Annotated in this window: 12 protein-coding genes; 10 read left to right on the forward strand and 2 right to left on the reverse strand. The window is 71.3% G+C overall.

The window, feature by feature from the left end; all coding sequences use genetic code 11:
* Positions 1-45: 45 nt before the first annotated feature.
* From JIG36_RS26305 to JIG36_RS26335, 7 genes are all read left to right on the forward strand, one after another.
* Positions 46-1248, forward strand: a complete 1203-nt coding sequence (locus JIG36_RS26305) for a PP2C family protein-serine/threonine phosphatase (RefSeq protein WP_203379085.1) — start codon at positions 46-48, stop codon at positions 1246-1248.
* Positions 1245-2852: a sensor histidine kinase gene (locus JIG36_RS26310; RefSeq protein ID WP_203379086.1), complete on the forward strand. Its 1608-nt coding sequence runs from the start codon at positions 1245-1247 to the stop codon at positions 2850-2852. Before JIG36_RS26305 ends, JIG36_RS26310 begins: the two co-directional genes overlap by 4 nt.
* Complete coding sequence (locus tag JIG36_RS26315) at positions 2849-3304, forward strand: response regulator (RefSeq protein WP_203379087.1); 456 nt, start codon at positions 2849-2851, stop codon at positions 3302-3304. Before JIG36_RS26310 ends, JIG36_RS26315 begins: the two co-directional genes overlap by 4 nt.
* Complete coding sequence (locus tag JIG36_RS26320; protein ID WP_203379088.1) at positions 3297-4112, forward strand: inositol monophosphatase family protein; 816 nt, start codon at positions 3297-3299, stop codon at positions 4110-4112. The genes JIG36_RS26315 and JIG36_RS26320 overlap by 8 nt, the downstream gene beginning before the upstream one ends.
* A 47-nt stretch (positions 4113-4159) precedes the next feature.
* On the forward strand, positions 4160-4885 hold the full coding sequence (locus JIG36_RS26325; protein ID WP_268919707.1) for an SDR family NAD(P)-dependent oxidoreductase: 726 nt from the start codon (positions 4160-4162) through the stop codon (positions 4883-4885).
* 130 nt (positions 4886-5015) lie between these two features.
* Complete coding sequence (locus JIG36_RS26330) at positions 5016-5963, forward strand: VldE C-terminal domain-containing protein (protein WP_236048316.1); 948 nt, start codon at positions 5016-5018, stop codon at positions 5961-5963.
* Between the two features lie 38 nt (positions 5964-6001).
* On the forward strand, positions 6002-7504 hold the full coding sequence (locus JIG36_RS26335; RefSeq protein ID WP_203379091.1) for a fused MFS/spermidine synthase: 1503 nt from the start codon (positions 6002-6004) through the stop codon (positions 7502-7504).
* Here the strand turns inward: JIG36_RS26335 and JIG36_RS26340 are convergent.
* Positions 7471-9252, reverse strand: a complete 1782-nt coding sequence (locus JIG36_RS26340; RefSeq protein WP_203379092.1) for a serine/threonine-protein kinase — start codon at positions 9250-9252, stop codon at positions 7471-7473. The genes JIG36_RS26335 and JIG36_RS26340 overlap by 34 nt on opposite strands.
* Positions 9253-9528: 276 nt before the next feature.
* Between JIG36_RS26340 and JIG36_RS26345 the strand changes: the two genes are divergently transcribed.
* Together JIG36_RS26345 and JIG36_RS26350 are read left to right on the forward strand one after the other, a co-directional pair.
* Positions 9529-11040 (forward strand): MFS transporter, encoded by a 1512-nt coding sequence (locus JIG36_RS26345; protein ID WP_203379093.1) that lies wholly within the window; start codon positions 9529-9531, stop codon positions 11038-11040.
* A gap of 250 nt (positions 11041-11290) precedes the next feature.
* On the forward strand, positions 11291-12016 hold the full coding sequence (locus JIG36_RS26350) for an SDR family NAD(P)-dependent oxidoreductase (RefSeq protein ID WP_203379094.1): 726 nt from the start codon (positions 11291-11293) through the stop codon (positions 12014-12016).
* Between the two features lie 190 nt (positions 12017-12206).
* On the opposite strand, the gene JIG36_RS52215 is transcribed toward JIG36_RS26350, so the two are convergent.
* Entirely contained in the window at positions 12207-13091 is an 885-nt protein-coding gene (locus JIG36_RS52215; protein WP_236048281.1) for a hypothetical protein, read from the reverse strand.
* Between the two features lie 148 nt (positions 13092-13239).
* Here JIG36_RS52215 and JIG36_RS26360 point away from each other — a divergent pair, with 148 nt between their 5' ends.
* Positions 13240-15399: a RecQ family ATP-dependent DNA helicase gene (locus JIG36_RS26360; RefSeq protein ID WP_307872922.1), complete on the forward strand. Its 2160-nt coding sequence runs from the start codon at positions 13240-13242 to the stop codon at positions 15397-15399.
* Positions 15400-15550: the final 151 nt, after the last annotated feature.

Below are 15550 nucleotides of genomic sequence, written 5' to 3' on the forward strand. Positions count from 1 at the left end.
CCATCAGCGGGTCAGGGGTGGGCGGGAGACGGGTGGGGTGTCGGCATGACTGAACGCTCCGTCGCGCCACGCGCCCGGCCCGGCGGTCAGGTGGCCCAGGAACGTCTGCGGGTGCTGCTGGTCGAGGACGACGAGGGCGACGCCTTCCTCGTCCGGGAGCTGTTGCACGAGGCCGACGCGCCGTTCGACCTGCGGGTCGCGACCAGCCTGCGCGAGGCCCGCGGCCTGATCGCCGGCATCCACTGTGTGCTGCTCGACCTCGGCCTGCCCGACGCCGAGGGCATCGACGGCCTGCGCAAACTTCTCGCGGTCGCGGGCAGTGCCGCGGTCTGCGTGCTCACCGGCCGCTCCGACGAGCACCTCGGGGTCGCCGCGGTGGCCGAGGGCGCCCAGGACTACCTGGTCAAGGGCCAGGTCGACGGCGTCCTGCTGACCCGCGCCCTGCGTTACGCGGTCGAGCGCAAGCGGGCCGACGAGAACGCCCAGCGCCTGCGTGAGGTCGAGCTGCGCCAGGCCGAGTCGGCCCGCCTCGAACGCGGTCTGCTGCCCCAGCCCCTGATGTCCACCGATCGGGTGGCGGTGCACACGTTCTATCGCTCGGGCCGGGCGATGGGTCTGCTCGGCGGCGACTTCTTCGACGTCGTCCAGGTCGGCGACAACACCCTGCACGTGATCGTGGGCGATGTCTGCGGCCACGGTGTCGACGAGGCGGCGCTCGGCGTCGAGCTCCGGGTCGCCTGGCGGGCGCTGGTGCTGGCCGGCGTGCCCGACGAGCAGATCCTGGCCTCCCTGGAACAGGTGCTGATGAGCGAACGCCGGGCCCGCGAGGTCTTCGCGACGGTGGCCTCGATCACCCTCGACCTGGCCACCAACAAGGCGGTCGTCCGCATCGCCGGTCACCCTCCGCCCGTGCTGCTCGGCGACGGCCGGGCCGGGCCGGTCGAGGCGCGTACCGGAATCGTCCTGGGGGTAAGCCCGAGACCGACGCCCGCCACCGAGGTGGAGCTTCCGGGAGATGACTGGTCCTTGCTGATGTACACCGACGGCCTGATCGAGGGCCACACCGGCGTCGGGAACGAACGACTCGACGTGTCCGGCCTGTGCGATCTGCTCGAGGAGCCGGCCGCCCGCACGGTGCCGCTGCCCGCGCTGCCGGCCTGGCTGGTCGGCCGGGCCGAGCACGCCAACGGCGGCCCGCTCGCCGACGACGTCGCGATGCTGCTGATCTCGCGGGGAAGTGGCCGATGAGCCTGTTCGACCCGCGCACCTGGACCCTGCGGCGGCGCATCGTCGCCCTCTGCGTCGCGGTCGGGGTGATCCTCAGCGCGCTCGGTGTGTTCGCCGCGATCACCGCCGCCGGCAACAACCGCCAGCTCGATGACGTGCTCAACCGGGCCAGCCCGATGCGGGCGGCGGGCGAGACGCTCAACACGGCGTACGTCGACCAGGAGACCGGTATCCGCGGGTTCGCGATCACCGGGAACGAGGCCAACCTCACCCCGTACACGAAGGGTGTCGAGGACGAGAAACGGCTGATCGCCCGCATCGACGATCTGCTGAACCCCGACGACACCGAGATCCGCGAGGCGCTGCAGGTCGTTCAGCAGCGGGCCGACGACTGGCACCGCGAGGTGGCGGAGCCGGTGATCGCGGTCATCCGGAGTGAGGGCACCCAGGCCGGTCAGGACCGTCTCAAGGGCACCTCGACCGAGCGGTTCGACGCCCTGCGCGGCGCGATCGCCACCATGCAGGACGACATCCAGGTCCTGCGTACGCAGTCGGCCGACGCCGCCAAGCAGAGCAGCCGCACGATGGTGGCGATCCAGATCGCCGCCGCCGCGATCATCATCCTGGCCGGTTCGGCGCTGCTCCTGCTGCTCGACCGCATGGTCAGCCGCCCGGTGACCGAGCTCGCCGGACAGGTGCGCGAGGTGGCCGACGGCGACTACGACAAGCACATCTCCAGCACCGGCTCACCCGAGCTGGCGAGCCTGGCCGACGACGTCGAGGGCATGCGGCAGAAGATCGCGGCCGAGCTGACCGAGGTGCGCGAGGCCCGGGCCCAGATCGAGTGGGTCAACGACCAGCTCAAGGTGCAGGCCGAGGAGCTGACCCGGTCCAACCGCGACCTCGAGCAGTTCGCGTACGTCGCCTCGCACGACCTGCAGGAGCCGCTGCGCAAGGTGGCCAGCTTCTGCCAGCTGCTGCAGCGCCGCTACTCCGGTCAGCTCGACGGACGCGCCGACCAGTACATCGCGTTCGCGGTCGACGGCGCCCAGCGCATGCAGCGCCTGATCAACGACCTGCTCGCGTTCTCGCGCATCGGCCGGCTCACCGCCGGGTTCACCGAGGTGCCGCTCGACCGGGTGCTGACCGAGGTGAAGTCGCAGCTCGAGGTGCGGGCGGGCGAGGACGCCGAGATCAGCTGGTCCGAGCTGCCGGTCGTCGAGGGCGAGGAGCCGCTGCTCACCACCCTGTTCGTCAACCTGATCGGCAATTCGCTGAAGTTCCGGCGGCCCGAGGTGCCGCCCGTGATCCGGGTCTCGGCCACGCGCGGGGACGACGAGTGGCGCATCAACGTGCGCGACAACGGGATCGGGATCGAGGCGGAGTTCGCCGACAAGGTCTTCGTCATCTTCCAGCGGCTGCACGCGCGGGATGCGTACGAGGGAACCGGAATTGGTCTGGCGATCGTCAAGAAGATCGTCGAATATCATGGCGGGCGGATCTGGCTCGACCTCGACGTCGAGGACGGCACGTCGATCTGGTTCACCCTCCCGGTGCTGCCGGGTGCTCCCGACGCGGAGCCCCAGCTGCCGGCACAGGAGACGAGGAAAGAGGTCACAGCATGACGGCTCCCATCCGGGCCGACGGCACCCCGATCGAGGTGCTGCTGGTCGAGGACGACCCCGGTGACGTGCTGATGACCCAGGAGGCGTTCGAGGAGCACAAGGTCCGCAACCGGCTCAACGTCGTCTCCGACGGCGCCGAGGCGCTGGCCTACCTGCGCCGCGAGGGCGAATACGCCGACGCCACCCGCCCCGACCTGATCCTGCTCGACCTCAACCTGCCCAAGCGGGACGGCCGCGAGGTGCTCGAAGAGATCAAGAAGGACGACGAGCTGGGCCGCATCCCGGTGGTCGTGCTCACCACGTCGGCCGCCGACGAGGACATCCTGCGCAGCTACCAGCTGCACGCCAACGCTTACGTGACCAAGCCGGTCGACTTCGAGCGGTTCATCACGGTCATCCGGCAGATCGACGAGTTCTTCGTCAGCGTCGTGAAGCTGCCGCCGCGTGCTTGATCAGGTCGGCGAGCTCATCCGCGAGGTCGCGGCCACGATCGTGCTGCCGCGCTGGCGTCACCTGTCCACCGACGAGATCGTCCAGAAGGCGCCCGGTGACCTGGTCACCATCGCCGACAAGGAGTCCGAGGCGGCGTTGACCCGCGGCCTGACCGCGCTGCTGCCCGGCTCGATCGTGGTCGGCGAAGAGGCGGTGGCGGCCGACCCGAAGGTGCTCGAGCGGGTGGGCGAGCCGGGCGCGGTCTGGATCGTCGACCCGGTCGACGGCACCAACAACTTCGCCGCCGGCAAGACCCCGTTCGCGGTGATGGTGGCCCTGCTGCGCGACGGCGAGCCGGCCGCCTCGTGGATCCTCGACGTGGTCGGCGACCACCTCACGGTGGCCGAGGCCGGGTCGGGCGCCTACCACGACGGCGTACGGGTGAAGACCCGCACCGACGACCCGGGCGCGGGTGCCGTGCGCGGCGTCGTCGCCACCCACTACCTCCCTGCCGGCCTGCGCGAGATCGCCTCGGCCAACGCGGGTGCCCTCGGCGAGGTGACCCGCGGCCGTCACTGCGCCGGTTACGAATATCCGGCCGTGGCCCTCGACGAGCAGCAGTTCGCGCTGTTCTGGCGGATCCTGCCGTGGGACCACGTGCCGGGCTCGCTGATCGTGCGCGAGGCGGGTGGGACGGTCCTGCACCTCGACGGTTCGCCCTACCGCCCGACGGACAGCGAACGCGGCGTGCTGGTCGCCGCCAACGACGACATCTGGCGGACGGTCCGCGACACGATCTTCCCCGACATCTCCGTGCTGCAGCGCTGATGACGGCGTACCTGGAAAGCATCTTCGGTCTGTCCGGCCGCACCGCGATGGTGACCGGGGGCAGCTCGGGCATCGGCCGCGCCATGGCCGTCGCGCTCGGACGGGCCGGCGCGCGGGTGCTGCTGGTCGCCCGTCGTCCGTCGCTGATGGCCGAAGTGGTCGAGGAGCTGCGCGGCTTCGGCGCCGAGGGGCACGCGATCGAGGCCGATCTCGCCGAGCGCACAGCCGTCGCCGTCCTCATCGAACAGACGATTTCCCGGTACGGCGTTCCGGACATCCTGGTCAACTCGGCCGCAGTGAATCGGCGTCCACCCCTGACCGATCTCACCGAGGACGACTGGGACGTCACGATCGCGGCCAACCTCACAGCCCCGTTTCTGCTCGGTCAGGCCTTCGGGCCGAAAATGGCCGAGCGCGGCTGGGGACGGATCATCAATGTGGCGTCGCAACAGGCGTTCCGCGCGTACGGCAACAGCGGCGCCTACGGTGCGTCCAAGGCCGGACTGGTCGGTTTGACCAGGTCACAGGCCGAGGCGTGGTCTGCCCAGGGTGTCTGTTGCAACGCGATCGCACCCGGAGTGGTGCACACGCCACTGACCGAACCGGTGTTCGCGGATCCGGCGACCGTCGCGAAGCACGCGGCCCGCACGATGATCGGCAGAAACGGCGTACCGGAAGATTTCGGTGCTTGTGCGGTCTTTCTGTCCAGCAATGCCGCCGTCGCCGTGACGGGCCAGACACTCTTCGTCGACGGTGGTTACTCCGCCAGTTGATCGATCTGCCGCTCCCCTGCGTATCACGGTAGAGTCTGCCCGCGCTGACGATGGGGAGGTATCCGTGGCGGCGGTTTTCCAGCGCCGGCTCAGTGGTGTGCTCGTGCTGATCCTGGCCGCGTGCACGCTTATGCTGGCGGCCACTTCGGGGGTGGCGCACGCCGATCCCGACGAGGGTGACGACAAGACGCTGCGCAGCGCGCTCGAGTCCGCGGCCAAGGGCCAGGCGGTCGCGATCCAGAAGCTGAACGCGTCGAAGAAGCGGGCCGTGCAGCTGCAGGCCACGGTCAAGCAGGCGCAGGCCGGGGCCAAGGCCATGGAGAGCCAGGTCAACGAGATCGCCAGCCGCTCCTATCGGCTGGGCCGGCCCAGCACGATGTCGATGCTGCTCGACTCGACCTCGCCCGACATCTTCCTCGAGCGCATCGAGCGCCTCGACATGATGGCCCAGCTCGACAGCCAGATCCTCACGCAGTACCGGGGCTCGCTCGACAAGGCGGCGGCGGCCAAGGCGGCCATCGACAAGGAGATCCGCGAGCAGACCAAGCAGGTCGCGGCCCTGACCAAGAAGAAGAAAGAGGCCGAGGTCGCGCTGGCCAGCGTCGGCGGCGGCCAGGTCGCGGGCGGTTTCGTCTCGGTCAACTCGCCGCTGGCCAAGCCGGCGCCGCGCAACTCCGACGGGTCGTGGCCCGACGAGAAGTGCACGATCAACGACCCGACCAGCTCGGGCTGCCTGACGCCGCGCACGCTGCACGCCTTCCAGGAGGCCAAGTCGGACGGCTTCACGCGCTACACGGTGTGCTGGAGCCAGCGGAACTCGGGCGAGCATCCCAAGGGCCGGGCGTGTGACATGTCGTCGAACGAGACGACCTACAAGACCTCGCCGGCGACGGGCGACGACAAGGACTACGGGAACCGCCTCGCCGCCTACTTCGTGAAGAACGCCGACCGGCTGGGCGTGATGTACGTGATCTGGTTCCGCCAGATCTGGATGCCCGGCGACGGCTGGCGCAGTTACAGCGGCAGCGGCGGCGCGTCGGCGGAGCATACGAACCACGTCCACGTGTCCATGCTCTAGCAGCTGTTTCTCAGGGCGGGCCGGATAGCATCGCGCGAATGGACAACCCGCCGCGCGCCCTGCCGTCCGGTCTCGCCACCGCCCTGGTCTTCGGATCCAGCGGCGCCGTCCTCGTCCTCGAGATCGTCGCGCTGCGACTGGTCGGGCCCTATGTGGGCGTCACCCTCCAGGTCAGCAGCTCGGTCATCGGCATCGCGCTGGCCGCCATCGCGTACGGCACGTGGCTCGGTGGCCGCCTCGCCGACCGGTTCGACCCGCGCGCGTTGCTCGTGCCGGCGCTGCTGCTCGGGGCGATCGGCACGGCCGTGACACTGCCGCTGGTCCGCTTCGGCGGGGAGTGGCTGCGGGGTGGGGCCGCGCCGGCCGTGCTGCTGCTCGCCGCCCTGGCCGTCTTCCTGCCCGCGTTCATCCTCTCGGCGGTCACCCCGCTGGTGGTCAAGCTGCAGCTCAGCGACCTGAACCGCACCGGTTCGGTGGTCGGGCGGCTGTCCAGCATGGGCACGCTCGGCGCGATCACGGCCACGCTGGCCACCGGGTTCATCTTCGTGGCGGCGGTGCCGTCGAGCTGGATCGTCATCTCGCTGGCGGTCGCGCTGGCGCTCTCCGGCGCGGCCCTGGCCTGGTGGCTGCGGCGCAGCGGGGGAACGGCCCCGCTGCCGGGCAAGCCGCGCACCCGGGCCGCGCTGGCGACGATCGGGCTGGTCGGGGCCGGGCTGGGGGTGGCGTCGCCCAACCCGTGTGACGTGGAGACGGCGTACCACTGCGCCCAGGTGCGGGAAGACCCGGCCAACCCGAGCGGGCGCGACCTGATCCTGAACTCGGCGCGGCATTCGTACGTCGACCTGAACAACCCGCGGCACCTCGAGTTCGCCTACATCCAGTGGATCGGCGCGGTGGCCGACGTGCTGCCCAGCGGGCCGGTCGACGCGCTGCACCTGGGTGGGGGCGGGTTCACCATGCCCGACTACGTGCGGGCGACCCGGCCCGGCAGTGATCAGCTGGTGCTGGAGCTCGACGGGGGGCTGGTCGACCTCGACCGGGAGAAGCTCGGCCTGACCACGGGGCCTGATCTGCGCGTACGGGTGGGGGACGCGCGCGTGGGGGTGGCCGAGCAGCCGACCGGGTCGTACGACTTCGTGGTCGGCGACGCGTTCGGCCATCTGATCGTGCCGTGGCACCTGGCCACGCGGGAGATGGCGCAGGACATCGCCCGCGTCACCCGGCCGTCCGGGATCTACGTGCAGAACGTGATCGACTATCCGCCGGGGCGGTTCATCCGGGCCGAGCTGGCGACCGTGGCGGCGGCGTTTCCGCACGTCGCGGTGATCAGCAGCCGGGAGGCGCTGGACGGGGAGGTGGGGGCGAACTTCGTCATCGTGGCGTCGGCCAGTCCGCTGCCCACGGCCGAGATCTCCCGGCGGATCGCGGCCGTGGAGGAGGTCGGGGTGATGCTGTCGGGGGAGGAGCTGACCGACTTCGTCGGGGACGCCCGGGTCCTGACCGACGACTACGCTCCGGTCGACCAGCTGCTCGCCGGCTGACTTCCGCTCGCGCCGTGCTCGCTGATCTCGGCCGCCGTGCTGTTCGTGTCGCGTTCGATGATCTTGGCTGTTGTGCCGCTCGCGCCGTGCTCGCTGATCTCGGCCGCTGTGCCGATGCGCGGGGGGCGGGAGCGGTCGTGGCGGCTTGCCGGCAGCGCGGCCAGCACCTCGGCGCGGCACTTCACGCCGTCGACCGCGAACGCCAACGGCAACGGGTTGTAGTCGCGGTATTCACCACGCAAGGTGAAGGACTTGAGCTCGCCGTGACCCTTCGCGGTCACCTTGCGACCCTTCTGCGTGACCGCCCGGGATGATCCGGTCAGCTTCTGGGTGCCGGGATAGAGAAACTGCACCCGCCACGAGCTCTGCGCCAGCTCCTCGGTTGTCGCCACGGTCAACTGAGCCTCGTAGTCCCGGCCCGAGTCGCGTCGCAGCTGATAGCGCACGGCACAGCGTGCGTCGTCGCTCGGCCCGGCGGCCACCACGCCCGTACCGGCCGCCTGGGCCTCCTGCACGTCCGGCGTGTTCCGGGTCAGCGACCAGCCGGCCCCGGCCGCGGCGACCACCGCCAGCGTCACCATGGCGGTCTGCGCCCGGTGCCGGCCGCGCAGGAACCCGAGCGCGTCGCCGCCGATCCGGCCGCCCACGAAGAGCCCGCCACCCAGCGGCTTCGCCCCGCCGAGCCGCAGCGCGGCCCCGATCCTCAGCCCGGCGCGCAGCCGCAGCGCGCGGGCGGCCGGCCGCGGGCCCGGCACGCCGCCGGGCAGACCGAGATAGGCGAGCAGGATCCGGCCCACGCCGGGGCGGGGCCGCGGATCGACCGACGGCGGATAGGCGGCGCCCCGGACCGCTTCCGGCGCGTCGGGCGCCCGCTCGACGACCGGCGGGATGATCGGCTGCACCCCGACGAAGGCGGCCAGTTCCCGGGCCACCTCGGACGCGCCGGGACGGTCGGCGGGATCCTTGGTCAGGCACCGCAGACACAGATCGGCGACGGCCGGAGGCATGCCGTCGATGGTGGGCAATGGCTCCGGATCGGCGTACAGGTGCGCGCGCAGCGCCTCGGACGTGGTCTCGGCGGGCCAGGGGAGCCGGCCGCAGAGCGAGCGGTAGAGCAGCAGCCCCAGCGCGTAGACGTCGGCCGTCGCCGAGACCTGGGCGCCGCCGAGCCGCTCGGGTGCGAGGTAGGCGGGCGTGCCGAGCAGGCTGCCGTCCGGGGCGGCGTCGCGCTGCCCGACGATCGCCGAGATGCCGAAGTCGACCACCTTGGCGCCGCCGCCGGTGAGCATGACGTTGGCCGGGGTGACGTCCCGGTGCACGACCCCGCGGGCGTGGGCCGTGGCCAGCGCCGACGCCACCTCGACGGCCACGGTGACCGCCTGGCGCCAGGGCAGCGGCCCGTGCCGGGTGATCCGGGCGGCCACCGATTCGCCGTCGTTGAGCTCCATGACGACGTACGGGAGGGTGGATCGCTCGTCGAGAGGGGACTCGCCGAAGTCGAAAATGCCCGTGATGTGGGGGTGGCTGAGGCGCGCGGCGGCGAGCGCTTCCTGCCGCATGCGGTCCCGGAACATCTGGTCGTCGGCCAGGCGTGGCGAGAGCACCTTGACCGCCACCGACCGTCCGAGCCGCTCGTCGTAGCCGCGCCAGACCTCGGACATGCCGCCGGTGCCCAGCTTCTCGACGAGCCGGTAGCGCCCGGCGAGACGAAGCGAGCCGATCTGACCGTTTCGCTCCGTCCGCCCCATGTGCCGATTGTGACCCGAGGGACGGGCCGCCCGGAGGCGTCCGGGGAAACCTGTAACGCTCGTGCCCAGATGCCGGGATTCCCGCTAACCTGGGCGGCATCCCGCTTCCGGTTCCCGCGCCCGTTTCCCGTTCCCGTTCCCGTTTCTGGAGGTTCGCATGCAACGCACCTCGGTGAAGGTCTTCGCCTCGACGCGAGGACGTTAGGGCCTCAGCCCTCGTCACTCCTCGCCTCGGGGCAGTCGCCTTCGACTGTTTCCCTCGCTCGAGGAGTTCTTTTGCGTGCCCTCTCCGCCGCACCGCTGGGTGCGGACTTCTGGAAACTCTGGACCTCGTCCGCCGTCACCAACCTGGGCGACGGCATCACCATGGTGGCCGGCCCCCTGCTGGTCGCCTCGATCACCTCGAATCCCGCCGCGGTCGCCGGGGCGGTCTTCGCCCAGCAGCTGCCATGGTTGCTGTTCGCCCTGGTCAGCGGCGCCTGGGCGGACCGTCTGGACCGGCGCCGCCTGGTCGTCACGGTCAACCTGATGCGGGTGGCCGCGCTGACCGTGCTCGCCGTCGCGGTGGCGGCCGGTCTTGCCTCGGTGCCGCTGATTCTGGCCGTGTTCTTCCTGCTCGGAACCGGTGAGACCCTGGCCGACACGGCGTCGGCGGCCTTCGTTCCCGCGATCGTGCCGGAGCCGCTGCGGCCCAGGGCGAATTCCCTCATGTATGCCAATGTCAACGTCCTCAACCAGTTCGCGGCCAAGCCGCTGGGCGGTTGGTTGTTCGTCGTGGCGGGGGCGGTGCCGTTCGCGGTCAACGCCGTGACGTTCGCCGTTTCGGCGGCCCTGATCTCCATGATCCGAGCCGTCTCCCCGCGGTCTTCCGCCGTCCCCGCCGCTGGCCTTGGTTCTGGCGTTCCCGCCGCTGGTCCTGGTTCTGGCTCTCCCGCCGACGGTTCTGGTTCTGGCGTTCCCGCCGCTGGTCCTGGTTCTGGCTCTCCCGCCGACGGTTCTGGTTCTGGCGTTCCCGCCGCTGGTCTTGGTTCTGGTGTTTCCGACGCTGGTCTTGGCTCTGGTGTTTCCGACGCTGGTCCTGGTTCTGGCGCTCCCGACGGCGTGGGTCCGGCCGATGATGCGGTCTTGGGTCGTGCTGTTTCGGCCGGCGTGGATGGGGACGCTCGGCCCGGCCTGCGGGCCGAGATCGCCGACGGGGTGCGGTGGCTGATGCGGCACCGTCTGCTCCGCAGCCTGGCGTTCACGATGGCGGCCGGCAACGTGGTCTTCTGCGCGGCGTTCGCGGTCTTCGTGCTCTACGCCGAACAGCGCCTGGGCCTGACCGAGGTCGGCTACGGCGTGCTGCTGGTTGCCTTCGCCGTCGGCGGCCTCCTGGGCACGCTGCTGTCGCCTTCGCTGATTCGCCGGGTCGGCGCGTCCGTGCTGCTGCGGGTCGGTTTGCTGATCGAGGTGGCCTTGCACGCCACCCTGGCTTCCACGACGAGCCCGTTCACGGCGGCCACGATGATCGTCGTCTTCGGCATCCACACCACGGTCTGGGGCGTGGTCGTCACCACCCTCGGCCAGCGCGACATCCCATCCACCATGTTCGGCCGGGTCACCAGCGTCTACTCCTTCCTGGAGCTGGGCGGCGCCGCCCTGGGTTCCCTCCTCGGAGGCGCGGTAGCCACCGCATACGGCCTGGTGGCCACCTATTGGTCCGCCGCCGCAGCGATGACCGTGGTGGCGGCCATGGCCTGGCGTCCCCTCCGCTCCGCCACACTTCGCGCCCCAGCCGGAACCACCTGACGCCCTCCCATCGACCGGGAGCGCGGGGGTTGGCCTCCCGTGCTCCCGGCCGTGGGTGCTTCTGGTTGCTCGGGTCACGTGCCGCCCTTCGTGCTCCCGGCCGTGGGTGCTTCTGGTTGCTCGGGTCACGTGCCGCCCTTCGTGCTCCCGGCCGTGGGTGCTCCCGGTGGGTCGGGCAACGTGACGCGAGCGGGGACGGCCTCCCTCACTCCCGGCCGTAGACGATCCCGGTCGCCGATAGGGTTGGGGCATGTCGAGGCTTGCGGTGGTCAGCGGCGGCGGAACCGGAATCGGCCGGTCGACGGCGGGCATGCTCGCCGGGGAGGGCTACGACGTGATCATCGTCGGCCGCCGCCCCGAAGTGCTCGACAAGGCGGTCGCCTGGATCGGCCCGCAGGCGTCCGCGGTCACCGCCGACGTCTCCGACCCGGCCCAGGTCGCCGCGGTGGTGGCCGCGATCGGCGACCGCCCGCTCGACGTCCTGGTCAACAACGCCGGCGCCTTCGTGCCCGGTTCCGGTTCCACACTCGACGAGGTAGCCGCCCAGTGGCGGGCCAACTTCGACTCGAACGTCCTCACCGCCGTCCTGCTGACCACCGCCCTGGTGCCGTCCATGCGCCGCCCCGGCGGCCGGATCGTCCTGACCAGCTCGATCGCCGCCCAGCGCGGGGGCGGCGGCCCGTACTCGGCCGCGAAAGCCGCCCTCCACGGTTACGTCCTCGACCTGGCCAGCGACCTGGGCACGGAGGGCATCACCGCCAACGTCATCGCCCCCGGTTACGTCACCGACAGCGAGTTCTTCGCCGACCGGATGACCCCCGAGGGCCATCGCGCCCGCGTCGACCTGACCCTGCTCAAGCGCCCCGGCGAGCCCGACGACATCGCCGAGGCCGTCCGCTGGCTGGCCGGCCCCGGCGGCCGCTACGTGACCGGCCAGATCATCAACGTCAACGGCGGCTCGGTGCTGGGCCGCTGACACCTCCCACCAGAGACGCCCGCGCGGCCACCTGTTCCTCGCCTGCGCATCCCTACCGCCACGCGCCGTCGGTCTCGGCCGCGCCGGACAGTCGTTCCTCGCCTGCGCATCTTTTCGGCCACGCGGCCGTCGGTCTCGGCCGCGCTGGACAGCCGTTCCGATCGCGTCGCCCTCGGCCGTCCCGCTGCCTCTACTTCGCGCCGCCCGTGAAGCGGCCCTCACCCTCGCGGTTCGGCCGGAAGCGCAGGCCCGACCACTCGTTGTCGATCGCGACCTGCCCGCACGGGCGCATGTCGTAGTCGGCGACGATCGGCCACAACGTGTCCCGGTTGATGTCGGCCTTGTTGCCCTTCGGGTAGGCAACCCAGAACACGCCCGGCTTCGCCAGGTCGGCGCGGTGCTCGTCGAGCTGTTTACGCGTGCTCGCCGCGTCCTCGACGAAGAGCACCGCCGTGCTCGCCGTGGCCAGCATGTCGGCCTCGCGGACCCCGTCCGGCATCGGCGTCAGGATCGGCAGATGCGTGGAGTCCGACAGCCAGACCGTGGAGTTCGGCTTGATCAGCAGCTTCTCGGCAATCGTCTTCGACATGGTCCGAGCCTGGCACCGACAAGAAAAGTTGTCAAGGAATGACCAGGCATTCAAGACCACCGAGATCCTGTCGTCGCGCCTGCCCGTGGGTGTCGGGGACCCAGTCGCCGCGCCCCGCGGACCGTGGCCGCCGCCGTCCTCCGCCTCGGCCCGCCCGGCCTTCTCGGTTTCGGCGTGCCGAGGGTCGGGGCAGGCGTCCTCATCGGGTTCGACGAGGCGAGGGGCCGGGTGGTCGTCGTCCCGCTGGATCAGCCGCAGGCGACGCTTCGGGTCGGGCGGCCGGACGGAAGCGCCCGCACGCCACCAGGCGGGCCCGAGCGGCAGCGGGTTGCCGGCGCTGTCGAACAGGCCGGAAGTCATCAGCGCCGCACCGAGCCGGCGGCGGCCCCGGATCCGGCGCCGCCGTCGCCGGGCGGCGCGATTGGTGTCGCGGATCAGGTCGAGGCCTTGTGGTTGCGATGCCGGGAAAGAAGGACGGGGTCGCATGGTTCGCTCCTTCGACGTGGGTGCGTGAGCGAGCCCGATTCTGAGCCGATCCGATCCCGCGCCGCCGGATTTTCTTCGCCGCCTGTGGACAACGAAGCCGCCTGTGGATAACGCGAGTTCTGTCGGACCGGGCTGATAGACATGCCGGGTGACCGAGACACCAGCGACAACCACCTCAGCCGGGCCCGCCTCCGCAGCCGATCGTGCCGCCGTGCGCGAGCGGGCCGAGGCGGTGTTGCGCCGTCTCGCCGGTGACCAGGCCAAACTCCGTGAAGATCAGTGGCGTGCGATCGAGGCGCTCACCGTCGACCGCCGGCGGGTGCTGTGCGTGCAACGTACGGGATGGGGCAAGTCCGCGGTCTATTTCGTGGCCACTGCCCTGTTGCGTGAGGGCGCGGCCGCCGGGCCCACGGTGATCGTGTCCCCGCTGCTCGCCCTCATGCGCAACCAGGTCGACGCGGCCGCTCGTGCCGGCATCCGCGCCCGCACGATCAACTCGGCCAATCTCGACGAGTGGTCCGAGATCGAGGCCGAGATCCGCGCCGGTGAGGTCGACGTGCTGCTGATCAGTCCCGAGCGGCTCAACAACCCCGACTTCCGCGACAACGTGCTGCCCGGCCTGGCCTCCGAGACCGGTCTTCTGGTGGTCGACGAGGCACACTGTGTCTCCGACTGGGGCCACGATTTCCGCCCCGACTATCGGCGCCTCCGCACGTTCCTGGCCGGCCTTCCCAGCCGTACGCCCGTGCTCGCCACCACCGCGACGGCCAACGCCCGCGTGACCGCCGACGTGGCCGATCAGCTGGGTGACGCGCTGGTGCTGCGCGGCCCGCTCGACCGCGACTCGCTGCGCCTGGCCGTGCTCGACCTGCCCACCCCGGCGCAGCGGCTGGCCTGGCTGGCCGACCACCTCGACCGGTTGCCCGGCTCCGGCATCGTCTACACGCTCACCGTCGCCGCGGCGACCGAGACCGCTGACTTCCTGCGGTCGCGAGGGTTCGCCGTGGCGTCATACACGGGCCAGGTCGAAGACGCCGATCGCCGCGCCGCCGAACAGGACCTGCTCGACAACAAGATCAAGGCGCTGGTGGCGACATCCGCGCTCGGCATGGGGTTCGACAAGCCCGACCTCGGCTTCGTCGTGCACCTCGGCGCGCCACCCTCCCCGATCGCGTATTACCAGCAGGTCGGCCGGGCCGGCCGTGCCGTCGAGCACGCCGAGGTCGTGCTGCTGCCCGGCAAGGAAGACGCGGCGATCTGGCGCTATTTCGCCTCGCTGGCCTTCCCTCCGGAAGATCAGGTGCGTTCGGTGCTGGCCAACCTGTGGCCCGACCGCCCGACCTCCACCCAGGCCCTCGAACCGATGGTCGACCTGCGCCGCAACCGCCTCGAGATGATGCTGAAGGTCCTCGACGTCGACGGCGCGGTCCGCCGGGCGCGCGGCGGTTGGCTCTCCACAGGCGAACCCTGGACGTACGACGCCGCCCGGTTGCGCCGCGTCGCCGAGGCGCGGGCCGACGAGCAGAAGACCATGATTGAGTACGCTTCGACCCCCGCCTGCCGCATGGAATTCCTGCGCCGGTGCCTCGACGACCCCGAGGCCGAGCCGTGCGGACGATGCGACAACTGCGCCGGCCCGCTGTTCGACGCCGAGGTGTCGGCCGCCTCGCTGGCCGCGGCCGACGCTTTCCTGGGCCACCCGGGAGTTGTGGTCGCCCCGAAGAAGATGTGGCCGACCGGCCTGGCCGCGGTCGGGGTCTCGCTCAAGGGCAAGATCCCCGCAGGCGAGCAGACCGAGCCCGGCCGTGCCGTCGGCCGTCTCTCCGACCTCGGTTGGGGCGCCGGCCTGCGCAGCCGCGTCGCCCCCGAGACACCCGACGCGCCGATCCCCGACGACCTCGCGGCCGCCGTGGTCGAGATCCTCAAAGACTGGGCACACGGCGACGACGCCTGGTCCCAGCGCCCCGCCGCGGTCGTGGCGGTCTCCTCCACCCGCCATCCCGAGCTGATCAGCACACTGGCCGCCCACATCGCCCAGGTCGGCCGCCTGCCCCTGCTCGGCACGGTCCAGGCCGCCCCCAGCGCCGAAGCCGAGGGCCGCGGCAACAGTGCCCAGAGGGTTCGCGCGCTGCACGACGCGTTCACGGTCCCGCCCGCCGTGGCCGCCGAGCTGCCAGCCCTTTCCGGCCCGGTCCTGCTGGTCGACGACCTGGTCGACTCCGGCTGGACCATGACGCTGGCCGGCCGAGCCCTGCGCCAGGCCGGCGCCGAGGGGGTGCTGCCGCTGGCCTTGGCAGTCGCCGGCTGACCAGCCACCCCCGCGCGTCCCCCGTGCAACAACGAGCCGCTGGTAGGAGGGTCAGCTTGGGCACCGGCCGCTCAGCGGCGCGTTTGAGCAGCGCCGGGTGGTATTCGATGCGGGCGTGGTGGGTGGGGGTGGGCGATATACGGGGAGGGGG

It is taken from the genome of Paractinoplanes ovalisporus (assembly GCF_016834655.1).
GTDB lineage: Bacteria > Actinomycetota > Actinomycetes > Mycobacteriales > Micromonosporaceae > Actinoplanes > Actinoplanes ovalisporus.

What these genes read in the sequence shown, in the direction of transcription:
- JIG36_RS26305 (WP_203379085.1), top strand. Translation starts at nt 46, where the DNA reads ATGACTGAACGCTCCGTCGCGCCACGCGCCCGGCCCGGCGGTCAGGTG.
- JIG36_RS26310 (WP_203379086.1), top strand. Translation starts at nt 1,245, where the DNA reads ATGAGCCTGTTCGACCCGCGCACCTGGACCCTGCGGCGGCGCATCGTC.
- JIG36_RS26315 (WP_203379087.1), top strand. Translation starts at nt 2,849, where the DNA reads ATGACGGCTCCCATCCGGGCCGACGGCACCCCGATCGAGGTGCTGCTG.
- JIG36_RS26325 (WP_268919707.1), top strand. Translation starts at nt 4,160, where the DNA reads ATGGTGACCGGGGGCAGCTCGGGCATCGGCCGCGCCATGGCCGTCGCG.
- JIG36_RS26330 (WP_236048316.1), top strand. Translation starts at nt 5,016, where the DNA reads ATGCTGGCGGCCACTTCGGGGGTGGCGCACGCCGATCCCGACGAGGGT.
- JIG36_RS26335 (WP_203379091.1), top strand. Translation starts at nt 6,002, where the DNA reads ATGGACAACCCGCCGCGCGCCCTGCCGTCCGGTCTCGCCACCGCCCTG.
- JIG36_RS26340 (WP_203379092.1), bottom strand. Translation starts at nt 9,252, where the DNA reads ATGGGGCGGACGGAGCGAAACGGTCAGATCGGCTCGCTTCGTCTCGCC.
- JIG36_RS26350 (WP_203379094.1), top strand. Translation starts at nt 11,291, where the DNA reads ATGTCGAGGCTTGCGGTGGTCAGCGGCGGCGGAACCGGAATCGGCCGG.
- JIG36_RS52215 (WP_236048281.1), bottom strand. Translation starts at nt 13,091, where the DNA reads ATGCGACCCCGTCCTTCTTTCCCGGCATCGCAACCACAAGGCCTCGAC.